The organism is Nonomuraea sp. K271 (genome assembly GCF_009908215.1).
GTDB classification, from domain to species: Bacteria; Actinomycetota; Actinomycetes; order Streptosporangiales; family Streptosporangiaceae; genus Nonomuraea; species Nonomuraea longispora.
In genome coordinates this window covers 20,223-32,735 of record NZ_JAAAHR010000054.1, presented here as the reverse complement: position 1 = coordinate 32,735, position 12,513 = coordinate 20,223, and the positions used below count along the sequence as shown (strand labels likewise).

Below are 12,513 nucleotides of genomic sequence, written 5' to 3'. Positions count from 1 at the left end.
CGGCTCCCGATCTGGAGGTTGGACGGTCGTGGTGACACAACGTGACGTGGCGCGGCTGGCGGGAGTCTCCGTACGGACCGTCTCCAACGTCGTGAACAACTTCGCCTACGTGTCCGAGGAGACCCGAGCCCAGGTGCAGCGGGCTCTGGAGGAGCTCGACTACCGGCCCAATGTCGCGGCCCGTAGCCTGAACAGGGGGCGCTCCAACCTGCTGGCGCTCGTGCTGCCGCTGGACGTGCCCTACTTCACCGAGCTGGCCGCCCACGTGGTGGACCAGGCCGAGGAGCGCGGATACACGGTGCTCCTCGACCGCACCGAGGGCGTGGCGGAACGCGAGCGGCAGATCACGATGCGGCGGGACCGGTCGGCGCTGTTCGACGGGATCATCTTCAGCCCGCTCGGCCTGACCGAGGACGAGCTGCGGCGCTGGGCGGGCAACTGCCCGGCGGTGATGCTGGGTGAGATACGGGTGGAGGGCTTGGACCACGTCGCCATCGACGACACAGCCGCGGCGCGGGCCGCCACGGCGCATCTGGTCTCTCTGGGCCGGACCCGCATCGCCGCCATCGGGCACGTGGAACGTCCGACGGGCAACACGGCGGCGCACCGGACGGCCGGTTACGCGCAGGCGCTGGAGGAGGCCGGGCTGCCCGAGATCCACGCGACGGTGCGCCGCTACCAGCGCCAGGACGGCCGGGAGGCGATGGAGCGCCTGCTCGACCTGGGCGAGCCGCCGGACGCGGTGTTCTGCTACAACGACCTGCTCGCCATCGGGGCGGTGCGAGCCGTGCTGGCGCGCGGGCTGCGGGTGCCGGAGGACGTCGCCGTCGTCGGGTTCGACGGCATCGAGGAGGGCCGGTTCGTCACGCCGCCGCTGACCACCATCGTGCCCGACAAGAAGAAGATCGCCGAGCTCGCCATGACCCGCCTCCTACTGCGCGTCGAGGGCGGCCAGGAGCCCGCGGCCGAGCTGGAAGCGCCCTGGCGGCTCCTGGTCGACCAGAGCACCACGGGCGTCGGCGGAGCGGGCGCATGACGTTCGCCGTCACGTCCACCGGTTCGCGAAAACCGCGCGGCACCCGCACCACCACGTACGTGTGGTTGTTCCTGGCCCCGACCGTGCTGCTGTACGGCGCGTTCACCGTCTACCCGATCGCCGGCAGCTACCTCTACTCGCTCACCGACTGGAACGGCTTCGACGACAGCCCGTCCTTCATCGGCGTGACCAACAGCGCTCATCGACGGCGCCGGGTTCGCGACCGTCTTCTTCCGCATCATGCTGCCGCTGGCCAAGCCATTGACGGCCACGGTCACCGCCCTCACCTTCCTGAACACCTGGAACGCGTTCTTCCTGCCGTTGGTCTTCACCTTCTCCCGGCCCGACCTGCGCACCGTGAGCGCCGGCATGCTCGCGTTCGCCGGCGAGAACGCCACCGACTGGTCGGGCAAGGCCGCCGCGGCGACGATCTCGCTGCTGCCGGTCGTCGCGCTGTTGATCGCCCTGCAGCGCTACTTCGTCGAAGGCATCGCCGGCGCAGTCAAGTCCTGAGCACGTCCCCATCGAGAAAGTGAGCATCGTGCCTGACAACCCCGTGGTCCCCCGCCCGGAGTATCCCCGTCCGCAGTTCGTCCGCGCCGCCTGGCAGTGCCTGAACGGGACCTGGCAGTTCGAGAGAGACCCCGGCGACTCCGGGCTGGAGCGCGGCCTGCTCGACCGTGACCTGACCGGCGAGATCGTCGTGCCGTTCTGCCCGGAGGCGCCGCTGTCCGGCATCGGCGACCCCGACTTCCACCCGGCCGTCTGGTACCGCCGCACCGTCCAGGTGCCGGACGAGTGGGCGGGGCAGCGGGTGCTGCTGCACTTCCAGGCGGTCGACCACGACGCCACGGTGTGGGTCGACGGCGTCGAAGCCGGCCGGCACCGGGGCGGGTTCACCCCGTTCACCTGCGACCTGGCCGCCGCGGCCGACCCGGCGCACACGTACACCGTGGTCGTGCGCGCCCGGGATCCCCGCACCGGGCCGCAGGCGCGCGGCAAGCAGGCCACCACCTACGAGGGGCGCGGAGCGCGGTACGGACGCACCACCGGCATCTGGCAGACGGTGTGGTGCGAGCCCGTGCCGAGCACGCACCTCTGCCGGCCGCGGATCACGCCGAACGTCGCCGCGTCCGCGTTCCGCGTCACGGTGCCGGTGCCGGGCGGCCGAGCCGGGCACGAGATCCGCGTGACGGTGTCGGACCAGGCCGGCGAGGTCGCGCGGGCACGATCGCGCGCCGGCCTCGACCTGTCCGCCGAGGTGTGGCTGCCGCTGCCGGACGACCGGGTACGGCTGTGGAGCCCCGAAGACCCGCACCTGTACGACCTGCGCATCGACCTGCTCGACGGCGACGGCGCCGTGAGCGACACGGCCACGAGCTACGCCGGTCTCCGCTCGGTCACCCTCGACGGGCACGCCGTCCTGCTCAACGGCGAGGTGCGCTTCCAGCGGCTCGTGCTCGACCAGGGCTACTATCCCGACGGCCTCATGACCGCGCCCACGGACGAGGCCCTGCGCCGTGACATCGAGCTGGCCGTGGCCGCAGGGTTCAACGGCGCCCGGCTGCACCAGAAGGTGTTCGAGGAGCGTTACCTCTACCACGCCGACCGGGCCGGGTTCCTGGTCTGGGGCGAGTTCGGCGACTGGGGCGCCAACACCGGCGGCCCTCCCGGCGACAACCAGCAGCCGACCGCGTCGTTCGTGACCCAGTGGCTGGAGGCGGTCGAACGCGACTACTCGCACCCGAGCATCGTCGGCTGGTGCCCGCTCAACGAGACGTGGCAGCGGCTGCACGACCGGATCACCGTGCTCGACGACGTCACCCGGGGCATGTACCTGGCCACCAAGGCGGCCGACCCCACCCGCCCGGTGCTCGACGCGTCCGGCTACGCGCACCGGGTCCCCGGCGCCGACATCTACGACTCGCACTGCTACGAGCAGGATCCCGAGGTGTTCGGCCGGCTGATGGCCGGGCTGGCCGAGGGCAAGCCGTTCGTCAACGCCGACCGCGACGGCACGGCCTGGTCGGTGCCGTACGCGGGGCAGCCGTACTTCTGCAGCGAGTTCGGGGGCATCTGGTGGAACCCGGGCGCGCGTCCCGGGGAGAGCTCCTGGGGGTACGGTGAGCGGCCCACGAGCGAGGACGAGATGCAGGAGCGCTTCGCCGGGCTGGTCGCCGTGCTGCTGGACGACCCCCGGATGTTCGGCTACTGCTACACCCAGCTCACCGACGTCTTCCAGGAACAGAACGGCGTCTACCGCTTCGACCGCACGAGCAAGCTGGACGTCTCCCGCATCCGCGCGGCGCAACAACGTCCGGCCGCCATCGAACGGGCCACCACCATCTCGGGCTCGTAGATCGGCGGAATCGATGTCCGGTCCACCCCCTGGAGCCCGGCGGCCGGGGGCGCGCCCCCCGGCGCCCGGAGCGTGCGTCGCTGAGGTTGGCGGGAGCGTCCACGAGCCGGTGGCGTGCGTCGCCGAGGTTCGTGGGACGTCGCTCGATTCGTGGCGCCCGCTACGGCGATCAGCCCGCGCGGCGCGAGCGGGCCAGGGCCAGCCCGCCCGTCACCGCGCCTGCCAACCCCACCACCAGCGCCACGACGCCGCCACCCAGCCCGTTGCCGGTGCCGAGGCCGCCCTCGGCGGTGGCCACCACCAGCCCGCCGAGCCCCATGCCGGCCAGTCCCGCCACCAGGGCCACCACGGCCCTTCCCGACCTGCCGGGGCCGGAGGCACGCCTCAGGGCCCACCCGCCGACGACCGCGCCGGCCAGCCCCGACAGCGCGGCCACGATGGCTCCGAGCCGTCCGGCGCTCAGGGCGTACAGACCGGCTTCCGGCTGGACCAGGACGTGAGCGGCCGCCGGGGTCGCCGACCACAACCCTCCGGCCAGAGCGTTTCCGGCAGCGGCGAACACCTGTCGAACGGGCATGAGGTTCTCCTTCTCGTGCGGCAGGGCGTCCCCGCCTGCGGAGGGACGCCTTTCATCGGTACGGGATGCCCACGCCTGCGATCGGCGTCCTCGCCTGTGCGAGACGCCTCCATCGCGATGGACGTCCTCGCCTGCGGCGGGACATCCGATGGAGGACCTCGCCGCGGGACGCTCGTCCTCGGCGGAGCGTCCTCCCCGCGGGAGGACGCAGTCCGATCATCTCCGCCGGCCCCGCCGCCCGTCGTCAGGCGGGCGCGGACATTACGCCCTGCCGCCGACAGAGCAGCCGGCTACCGCGGACGCCGCAGTGGCCGCGGAAGTACCGCGTACGCGGTAGCCGGCCGGTCATCCGTGCGCGGGACCCGCCCGCGGCGGCGCTCGGTTAAGGTGCGCGCATGAGCACTGCACGGTCCGGTTCGCGGGCACCCGTCACGGACGGGGCCATCGCCGTGGGCGTGGCGGCCACGCTGCTGGTCACCGGGCTGTCGGACCAGCACTCAGGCACGTCGCTCGACGTGCTCGGCTACTCGCTGCTGACGGCCGGCGGCCTGGCGCTGGCCGCGCGCCGCCGGGCCCCGCTCGTCGTCCTGGCCGTCACCGGGCTGTGCGCGCTGGGCCATCAGGCGGCCGGCTTCGACGTGCCCGCCATCGCATACCTGTTCGCGGTGTACGCGGCCGTACGCGCGGGGCGCCGCACGGTCACGGTGGTGGTGAGCGTGGTCATGCTGGCCGCCCTGCCGTTCGCGGCCATGGTCTCGGGCCTGCACGACACAGGCGAGGCGTTCGCGCAGGCCAGGGGCGCCCTCGAACTGGCCTGGCTGATCGCGGCCGGCGCCGCGGGCGAAGCGCTGCGGCAGGCCGAGCGGCGTGCGGACGAAGCCGAGCGCACCCGGGAGGAGGCCGCGCGGCGCCGCGCCGACGAGGAGCGGCTGCACATCGCGCGGGAGCTGCACGACTCGCTCACCCACCAGATCTCGATCATCAAGGTGCAGGCGGAAGTCGCCGTCCACGTGGCACGCAAGCGCGGTGAACACGTACCGGACGCCCTGCTGGCGATCCGGGAGGCCGGCCGTGAGGCGGCCAAGGAGCTGCGGGCGACCCTGGAGACGCTGCGCGACGACGACACGAGCCCGCCGCACGGGCTCGCCCACGTCCCCGAACTGGTCGAGCGGGCCCGGACGGCCGGCCTGGACGCCACGCTCACCATCGAAGGGCGGCGCCAGGGCGTGCCGGCGGCGGTGGACAGGACCGCTTACCGGATCGTCCAGGAGTCGCTGACCAACATCGCCCGGCACGCCGCCGCCGCGACGGCGACGGTCCTCATCGACTACCGTCCCGGCGCCCTGCTCATCCAGGTGGACGACGACGGCAGGGCCACCCCGGACCTCGCGCCGGTGCCCGGCGTCGGGCTGCTCGGCATGCGCGAACGTGTCACCGCGCTCGGCGGTCACCTGCTGGCGGCGCCGCGCGGCGAGGGCGGCTTCTCCGTACGGGCCGAACTCCCCGTGGAGCCGGCGTCGTGATCCGGGTCCTGCTGGCCGACGACCAGCCGCTCATCCGCAGCGGGTTCCGCGCCCTGCTCGACCTGGAGGACGACATCGACGTGGTGGCCGAGGCCGGCGACGGCGACCGGGCCGTGGCCCTGGCCAGGGAGCACCTGCCCGACATCGCTCTCGTCGACATCCAGATGCCGGTCGCCGACGGCATCGAGGCCACCCGGCGCATCGCCGCCGACCCCGCCCTGGCCGGGGTGCACGTCGTCATCCTCACGAACTACGGCCTCGACGAGTACGTCTTCGACGCGCTGCGCGCCGGCGCCGCCGGATTCCTCGTCAAGGACATCGTGCCCGAGGACCTGCTGCACGCCCTACGCGTCGCCGCGCGCGGCGACGCCCTGCTCGCACCGTCGATCACCCGCAAACTGATCGACCGGTACGTGACCCAGCCGCTCCACACCGGCGCTGCCACGGCATTGGACGAGCTGACCAACCGCGAACGCGAGGCCGTCGTCCTCGTGGCGCAGGGCCTGTCCAACGACGAGATCGCCGGCCGCATGGTGATCAGCCCGATGACCGCGAAAACCCATGTCAACCGGGCCATGACCAAGCTCCGCGCCCGCGACCGCGCCCAGCTCGTCGTGTTCGCCTACGAGTCCGGCCTGGTGGCCCCGCGTCGCTGGTGACAGTCCCGCCGCACGCCGGGCAGGGGCCGCGGTGGTGTTCCTCGACCGGACGCGGATCACCCGTCGCCGCGCCGTGCCGTGCCGCGCCGTGCACGCGCGGGCCGGCGTCCTGAGCCCTTGCGCCCGATCAAGGCGAGAAGCCTTCGGGAACCCCCTCGGGCGGGGCGCCGTAACGCGTGCCTGCGGCCCGCTGGACCCGCCGTAGACGGTCCATGGGGTCGGTCGGCAGGAGGAGGCCCGTCAGGGGTGCAACCGCGTGGTTGCCACGGGTGCGCTCAGCCCGGCTGTCGCTGGTCCCGGCGTTCGGCCTCACCGACCGGGCAGGTCGCATGTCCCGCGACACACGCGCCCCGGTCGCAGAGCCGGCAGATGTACTGCGCGTTCCCGTTGTCCTGGTACAGCTGTGTGAGGATCTTGACGAGCAGGCCGGACAGGGTCTGCTGCTCTCCTTCGTCCAGGCAGTCGAGCACGCCGCTGAGCGGGGTCGCCCGTGCTCCCAGGATGTGCTGGGTCGTGGCACGGCCCGTCTCCGTGAGCGAGAGGGTCACCCAGTGACGGTTGAAGGGGTGCGGCTCGCGCGTGAGCAGGCCGTCGGCTTCGAGTCCGTCGACCATCCGGGCGGCCGCGGACTGGGTCAGCCCTACGCGCCTGCCGAGTTCGGACACGCTGAGGCCGGGACTGGCGGACAGCGTGACCATGGCCGTGGCCTCCCGGGCGCTCACCCCGGCGGCGCGGGTCACCTGGCCCAGCGTCACGTCGGTCAGGGCGAGCGCGGTGGCGCCCAGCAAGTTCGCCGTCGTCGCTGAATCATGCATACTTCATGTTAACATGCACGACTCATGAAAGTTGGGCGGGGGCGGAAGCACCGACAAGGCCTCCGTGCAGCGGCTCGAACGCCTGCACCGGGACGGTTTCCGGCTCCTCCGGCGTGGCGGCGCGGTAGCATCGCCTCGCCCCGGCAGCCCCCGCCGGGCCACGCGGGAGGTCATCCATGCGCCGCCGTATCGTCGCGCTGCTGCTGCCTGCGCTGCTCGCGCCGGCCGGCTGCACGGGTGAGGCCGCGGACGGCACGGAGTTGACGGTTGGCGGCGCGTTCGGAGCCCGGCCCACGATCGTCTTCCCCGCCGGCAAGCCGGCGGCCGAGCTGCGGGTCGACGAGCTGGCCACGGGCCGGGGCGAGCCGCTGCGGCCCGACGACGTGGCGATCGTCCAGTACACCGCGCACGTCTGGAACGGCAGGGACAACCGCCTGGTCGACTCCAGCTTCACCCGGGGCACTCCCGCCGCCTTCCCTCTGGGGCGGCTGCTGCCGGGCCTGGAGCGGGCCCTGCGGGGGCGCAGGGTGGGCAGCAGGGTGATCGTCGCCATCCCGCCGGGAGACGGCTTCGGCGCCAACCCGCCGCGGGGGATCGGCGCGGACGAGGAGCTGTTCTACGTCGTCGACATCCTCGGCGCCCACCCCAAGGGCGTGTCGGTCAAGGCCCGCGGCGGCTCACTGGCGGGCGTGCGCGTCCCGGGCGGCGCCCGGCCGGCGTTGGCGGTGCCGGCCGGCGCCCCGCCCGCCCGCTTCGCCGCCAGGGTGTTGCACCGCGGCAAGGGGCCAAGGACGCAGGCGGGACAGCTCGTCGTCACCCAGTACGAAGGCGCGATCTGGAGCCGGCGCCGCGTCTTCGACACCACCTGGACGACCGGCGGGCCCAAGGCGTTCAAGATCGGCGACGGCGGCGTGATCAAGGCATGGGACAGCGCGCTCGTCGGCGTCCCGGCCGGGAGCCGGGTCGTGATGATCGTCCCGCCCTCCTACGGGTACGGCCCCTCCGGCAACCCGGCGTACGGCATCAAGGGCTCCGACACGCTCGTCTTCGTCGTCGACGTCATCGCGTCCTACTGAGCGTCCTACTGAGCGTCCTACTGAGCGTCCTACTGAGCGTCCTACTGAGCGGCCCGGGCGGGACCGGTTCGTGCCGGGCGGGGGCTTTCGTAGACTCCGGCTGTGAGTAGCGACGACCTCGACGCGCTGGCCCTGCTGCACGATCCCGTACGCCGCAGCCTCTACGACGTGGTGGCGGCCAGGGGCGGCGACGTCGGCAGGGGAGAGGCGGCCGAGGCCGCCGGCGTGTCCAGGACCCTCGCCGGTCACCACCTCGACCGGCTGGTCGAGGCCGGTCTGCTGGAGAGCGGCTTTCGCCGGCCGGAGAAGAGAGGGCCCGGCAGCGGCCGGCCCGCCAAGGTCTACCGCAGGGCGAGGGGTGAGCGGTCGGTGAGCCTGCCACCGCGCGACTACGCCACCCTCGCCTCGGTCCTCGCCGGCGTGGTCGAGCTGCTCGGCGCCGACGAGCAGGCCGAGCGGGCTGCGCACGACGTGGGCGTCGGGATGGCCGGGCGGCGCCAGGGCGAGCCGGTCGAGCGGGTCCTGCGCGAGCGCGGCTACGAGCCCTACGAGGAGGACGGCCGGGTGCGGCTGCGCAACTGCCCGTTCCACGTGCTGGCCGAGGAGCAGCCGGTGCTGGTCTGCTCGGTCAACCTGGCTCTGTGCCAGGGCCTGCTGGAAGGGCTGGGCGACGACCCCGGCAGGGCGCGGCTGGACCCGCGGCCGGGGGAGTGCTGCGTGGTGTTCCGCACTTCTAAAACAAACGATGATTGACATAGAAGGCGAGGGGTGATGTGCTGAACGTCATGCATCTGGCCCAGCTCAACATCGCGCACATGCGCGCGCCCGTCGACAGCCCCGAGCTCGCCGAGTTCGTCGCCCTGCTCGAACCCGTCAACGCGCTCGCCGACGCGGCGCCCGGATTCGTGTGGCGGCTCAAGGAGAGCGAGACCGACCCCACCGCCACCGTCGTGCACGACTACGGCGACCACCTGCTCGTCAACTTCTCGGTGTGGGAGTCGCTCGACGCGCTGTGGAACTACGTCTACCGCAGCCCCCACCTGGACGTGCTGCGCCGGCGCAGGGAATGGTTCCTGCGCGTGGCCGAGCCGTACACCGTCATGTGGTGGATCCCGGAAGGGCACATCCCGCCGCTGGCCGAGGGCATGCGGCGGCTGGAACGCCTCAAGGCCGAGGGGCCGAGCCCCGAGGCGTTCACCTTCAAGGACTCCTACTCCAGCAGCGAGGCCGCCAGCCTGCCCGCCGCCGCCGAGGCCAGGAAGTAGGCCAGGTCCTCCTCCAGGCCCCTGCCCATCGTCGACAGCCGCACAGGACAGGCGCGCAGCGCCTCGTGCAGGCCCTCCACCGGAACGGGGACGAGGCGGTGGCGCACCGCCAGCAGCTCCGCCTGGTCCCTCACCCGCTCGCCGAACTCGCCCGGCAGCTCGGGCACCGGCACGTCGGCGGGAGACAGCGCGACCCTGCCGTAGGCGGTCAGCGAGTGGTGGGAGACGCCGTAGTGGCGCTCCCTCCTGTCGCCCTCGCTGACCCGCAGCGCGGCCACCGGACGCCCCAGCAGCACGCCCGCCGCGTTCACCGCCTCACCCGCCGACACCCCGGAAAAGCCCCATCGGGTGCCCGTGCCCAGGTTGCCCGGCCCCTGCGTGACGATCGCCAGGTCGGCCTCCAGCACGTGCCTGGCCGCCAGCAGCCCGGTGTGGACGGTGACCGCCTCCACGTCGCCGCCGAACGACTGCCCGACCGTCACCACGCCCTTCAGCCAGCCGGTCTCACGCAGCCGCGCCGCCGCCATCGAGAACCACGCCGGCAGCGCGCCGCCGTCCAGCATCACGTACGCGACACGGACGTCCGGCCGCGGCGCCGAGGCGTACAGGCCGCACAGGATCGGCGGCAGCGCCGAGTGCAGGTCCGCCACGATCACCGGCATGCCGTCCAGCGAGTCGGCCTCGCGCAGCAGCTCGTGATGAGGGGAGTCCTGCTCGTCGGCGCCCAGCACCGTGGCCTGCAACGGTGTGTACCGGGCCTTCACCAGGTGCCCGGGACCGTCAGGATCCTGCGGCAAACGGTTAGGGACGGCCACCACCATGGCGTAACCTCCCGTACCGAGACCCATCGCGAGCGCGGTCGTGTTGAGCAGCACCTCGTCGCCGGGTTCCGGGCGCCCGACCAGCGGCGGATACGCCAGCGCCCGGCACTCCCCCTCGGGGACGGCGACATCCAGCTCCACCGCTCCCGGCCACTCGCGTCGGATCCGGACAACTTCGCCCTTGCGCCATCTGATCACGGGGGCAGGGTAGCGTCGATCGAAGGAGGAGTGAGGCAGATGTCGCGCCGGAAGACAGAACGGCTGCTCAATCTCGTGATCTGCCTGCTCGCCACCCGGCGCCCGCTGTCGGCCGAGCAGATCCGTCACGCCGTCCCGGGTTACGACCGCGACGGCGACGAGGCGTTCCAGCGCATGTTCGAGCGCGACAAGAACGAGCTGCGCGAGCTCGGCATCCCCATCGACGTGGTGCGCGACCCGTGGGAGGACGAGCCCGGCTACCGGATCGAGCGGCAGTCGTACGAGCTGCCCGAGATCACCCTGGAACCCGACGAGGCCGCCGTCCTGGGGCTGGCCGCCCAGGTGTGGCAGCGCGCCAGCCTGGCCGAGGCCGCCTCGGGGGCGCTGCTGAAGCTGCGCGCCGGCGGCGTGGCCACCGACCAGCCCGTCGGCGCCGCGATGGGCGGGGGAGCGCTGGAGCTGCGCGTCGACACCCGCGACCCCGCGTTCCCCGCGCTGTGGAACGCCGTACGCGACCGGCGGGTGGTGCGCTTCGACTACCGCGGCGCCGGCAGCGAGGAGGTCCGCACCCGCACCGTGGAGCCGTGGGGCGTGGTCAGCAGGCGCGGCCGCTGGTACCTCGCTGGGTTCGACCGCGGCAGGGACGCGCCGCGCGCCTTCCGGCTCAGCCGCATCACCGGGCAGGTCACGACGGTCGGCAAGCCGGGGGTTGTCGAGGTGCCCGAAGGCGTCGACGTACGCGCCATGGTCGGCTACCCCGACGAGGTGACGGACGAGCGGATCGCGGTGGTCCGCGTGCGCCAGGGGACGTGCGAAGGGGTTCGCCAGCTGGCCAGGGCCGTACGCACCAGCACGGACGGGTGGGACGAGGCCGAGCTGACCTTCTCCGACCCCGAGCGGCTGGCCGCCTGGATGGCCAGCCTCGGCGCCGACGTCGAGGTCGTCGACCCGCCCGACGCCCGCGAGGCCGTCATCCGCCGACTGAAAGGGGCGCTCGCATGAGCGGATCCGCCGACCGGCTGCCCCGGCTGCTGTCGCTGGTGCCGTACCTGATGTCCCACCCCGGGGCGCAGGTCGGCGAGGTGGCCGCGGTGTTCGGGCTGAGCGAGAAGCAGCTCATCGACGACCTGCAGCTCGTGTGGATGTGCGGGCTGCCCGGTCACACGCCCGGCGACCTCATCGACGTGTCCTGGGACGGCGGCGAGATCCTCATCGACAACGCCGACACCATCGCCAGGCCCCTGCGGCTGGGCATCGACGAGGCCAGCGCGCTGCTGGTCGCGCTGCGCATGCTGGCCGCCACGCCGCAGCTGGCCGAGGTGCAGGGCGCGGACGACGCGCTGCCGCGCGTGATGGCCAAGCTGGAGCAGGCGGCCGGGGAGGGCGCCGCCACCGTCAGCAGCCAGGTCGCCGTCGACGTCGACGCGGCACCCGACGCCCTGCCGCGCGTGCGCGAGGGGCTCACCAAGGGGCGCAGGCTGTCGCTGCGTTACTACGTGCCGGGCCGCGACGAGGTGACGCCGCGCGAGGTCGACCCGATGCGCATCGTGGTCGTCGACGGCCGCGCCTACCTGGAGGGCTGGTGCTACCGCGCCGAGGCGATGCGGTTGTTCCGGCTCGACCGGATGCTCGGGGTCGACGTGCTCGACGTGCCCGCCGACCCGCCGGCCGAGGCCGAGCCCATCGACGTCGCCCAGGGGGTCTTCCGGCCCTCGCCCACCGACGAGCTGATCGAGCTGGAGGTCAGCGCCGCCGGCCGGTGGGTCGCCGAGTACTACCCGTGCGAGCAGGTCACCGAGCTCGGCGAAGGACGGCTGCGGGTGACGCTGCGCGCCCGCGACCAGGACTGGATTCTCAAGCTGGCGCTGCGCCTCGGCGACACCGGCAGGGTCGTCGCGCCGCCCGCGATGGCCGAGGCCGTGCGCCAGGAGGCCGAGCGGGCCCTGGCCCTGTACGCTCACCGGTCATGACGTGGATTCTCCTGGCCTGCGGGTTGTGCCTGGCAGGGCTGGCCGTGCTCGGGGCCGCGTTCGCCCGGGTGGTGGCCGCCGCACGTGACCTGAACAGGGAAGTCGCTCAGGTTCACGAGCAATTCGGGGATAAACAGGACGCCAAGGGATGAGGCAGCGGCCCCGGCAGCGTACGATCGGTCGTGAAGGACAGCACTCATAAACCATGAAGGAC

At 72.9% G+C, this 12,513-nt stretch carries 14 protein-coding genes; 11 read left to right on the top strand and 3 right to left on the bottom strand.

Annotation, left to right across the window (positions count from 1 at the left end):
* The first annotated feature begins 28 nt into the window (after positions 1-28).
* From GUY59_RS20140 to GUY59_RS20130, 3 genes are all read left to right on the top strand, one after another.
* Positions 29-1,036 (top strand): LacI family DNA-binding transcriptional regulator, encoded by a 1,008-nt coding sequence (locus tag GUY59_RS20140; protein WP_212746136.1) that lies wholly within the window; start codon positions 29-31, stop codon positions 1,034-1,036.
* A gap of 201 nt (positions 1,037-1,237) precedes the next feature.
* Positions 1,238-1,549, top strand: coding sequence for an ABC transporter permease subunit (locus tag GUY59_RS20135; RefSeq protein WP_289512957.1), 312 nt, complete (start codon positions 1,238-1,240; stop codon positions 1,547-1,549).
* Between the two features lie 19 nt (positions 1,550-1,568).
* On the top strand, positions 1,569-3,395 hold the full coding sequence (locus GUY59_RS20130) for a glycoside hydrolase family 2 protein (protein WP_330849185.1): 1,827 nt from the start codon (positions 1,569-1,571) through the stop codon (positions 3,393-3,395).
* Positions 3,396-3,564: 169 nt separating this feature from the next.
* Here the strand turns inward: GUY59_RS20130 and GUY59_RS20125 are convergent, their stop codons facing one another.
* Entirely contained in the window at positions 3,565-3,972 is a 408-nt protein-coding gene (locus GUY59_RS20125) for a DUF6223 family protein (protein ID WP_138199171.1), read from the bottom strand.
* 395 nt (positions 3,973-4,367) lie between these two features.
* Here GUY59_RS20125 and GUY59_RS20120 point away from each other — a divergent pair, with 395 nt between their 5' ends.
* Together GUY59_RS20120 and GUY59_RS20115 are read left to right on the top strand one after the other, a co-directional pair.
* Positions 4,368-5,495: a sensor histidine kinase gene (locus GUY59_RS20120; protein ID WP_138199170.1), complete on the top strand. Its 1,128-nt coding sequence runs from the start codon at positions 4,368-4,370 to the stop codon at positions 5,493-5,495.
* Positions 5,492-6,154, top strand: a complete 663-nt coding sequence (locus GUY59_RS20115; protein ID WP_138199169.1) for a response regulator — start codon at positions 5,492-5,494, stop codon at positions 6,152-6,154. Before GUY59_RS20120 ends, GUY59_RS20115 begins: the two co-directional genes overlap by 4 nt.
* A 275-nt stretch (positions 6,155-6,429) precedes the next feature.
* On the opposite strand, the gene GUY59_RS20110 is transcribed toward GUY59_RS20115, so the two are convergent.
* Entirely contained in the window at positions 6,430-6,969 is a 540-nt protein-coding gene (locus tag GUY59_RS20110; protein WP_138199168.1) for a MarR family winged helix-turn-helix transcriptional regulator, read from the bottom strand.
* A 176-nt stretch (positions 6,970-7,145) separates the two neighbouring features.
* Between GUY59_RS20110 and GUY59_RS20105 the strand changes: the two genes are divergently transcribed.
* From GUY59_RS20105 to GUY59_RS20095, 3 genes are all read left to right on the top strand, one after another.
* Entirely contained in the window at positions 7,146-8,045 is a 900-nt protein-coding gene (locus GUY59_RS20105; RefSeq protein ID WP_138199167.1) for an FKBP-type peptidyl-prolyl cis-trans isomerase, read from the top strand.
* Between the two features lie 102 nt (positions 8,046-8,147).
* On the top strand, positions 8,148-8,798 hold the full coding sequence (locus GUY59_RS20100) for a helix-turn-helix transcriptional regulator (protein WP_138199166.1): 651 nt from the start codon (positions 8,148-8,150) through the stop codon (positions 8,796-8,798).
* A gap of 32 nt (positions 8,799-8,830) precedes the next feature.
* Positions 8,831-9,310: a DUF3291 domain-containing protein gene (locus GUY59_RS20095; RefSeq protein WP_171055295.1), complete on the top strand. Its 480-nt coding sequence runs from the start codon at positions 8,831-8,833 to the stop codon at positions 9,308-9,310.
* Here GUY59_RS20095 and GUY59_RS20090 read toward each other — a convergent pair.
* Positions 9,256-10,329 (bottom strand): DUF3866 family protein, encoded by a 1,074-nt coding sequence (locus tag GUY59_RS20090; protein WP_138199164.1) that lies wholly within the window; start codon positions 10,327-10,329, stop codon positions 9,256-9,258. The two genes, GUY59_RS20095 and GUY59_RS20090, sit on opposite strands and share 55 nt — an antisense overlap.
* Before the next feature lie 39 nt (positions 10,330-10,368).
* Between GUY59_RS20090 and GUY59_RS20085 the strand changes: the two genes are divergently transcribed.
* From GUY59_RS20085 to GUY59_RS20075, 3 genes are read left to right on the top strand one after another with little or no spacing between them, the layout of a single operon-like run.
* On the top strand, positions 10,369-11,331 hold the full coding sequence (locus tag GUY59_RS20085) for a helix-turn-helix transcriptional regulator (protein WP_138199163.1): 963 nt from the start codon (positions 10,369-10,371) through the stop codon (positions 11,329-11,331).
* The gene (locus GUY59_RS20080; RefSeq protein WP_138199162.1) at positions 11,328-12,299 is read left to right on the top strand and encodes a helix-turn-helix transcriptional regulator; all 972 of its coding nucleotides are present in this window, start codon (positions 11,328-11,330) and stop codon (positions 12,297-12,299) included. Before GUY59_RS20085 ends, GUY59_RS20080 begins: the two co-directional genes overlap by 4 nt.
* Positions 12,296-12,451 (top strand): hypothetical protein, encoded by a 156-nt coding sequence (locus GUY59_RS20075; protein ID WP_161714620.1) that lies wholly within the window; start codon positions 12,296-12,298, stop codon positions 12,449-12,451. Before GUY59_RS20080 ends, GUY59_RS20075 begins: the two co-directional genes overlap by 4 nt.
* Positions 12,452-12,513: the final 62 nt, after the last annotated feature.

Excerpts from the sequence above, each read along its gene's own strand:
- GUY59_RS20075 (WP_161714620.1), top strand. The coding sequence starts at position 12,296 with ATGACGTGGATTCTCCTGGCCTGCGGGTTGTGCCTGGCAGGGCTGGCC.
- GUY59_RS20095 (WP_171055295.1), top strand. The coding sequence starts at position 8,831 with ATGCATCTGGCCCAGCTCAACATCGCGCACATGCGCGCGCCCGTCGAC.
- GUY59_RS20080 (WP_138199162.1), top strand. The coding sequence starts at position 11,328 with ATGAGCGGATCCGCCGACCGGCTGCCCCGGCTGCTGTCGCTGGTGCCG.
- GUY59_RS20110 (WP_138199168.1), bottom strand. The coding sequence starts at position 6,969 with ATGCATGATTCAGCGACGACGGCGAACTTGCTGGGCGCCACCGCGCTC.
- GUY59_RS20105 (WP_138199167.1), top strand. The coding sequence starts at position 7,146 with ATGCGCCGCCGTATCGTCGCGCTGCTGCTGCCTGCGCTGCTCGCGCCG.
- GUY59_RS20085 (WP_138199163.1), top strand. The coding sequence starts at position 10,369 with ATGTCGCGCCGGAAGACAGAACGGCTGCTCAATCTCGTGATCTGCCTG.
- GUY59_RS20125 (WP_138199171.1), bottom strand. The coding sequence starts at position 3,972 with ATGCCCGTTCGACAGGTGTTCGCCGCTGCCGGAAACGCTCTGGCCGGA.
- GUY59_RS20120 (WP_138199170.1), top strand. The coding sequence starts at position 4,368 with ATGAGCACTGCACGGTCCGGTTCGCGGGCACCCGTCACGGACGGGGCC.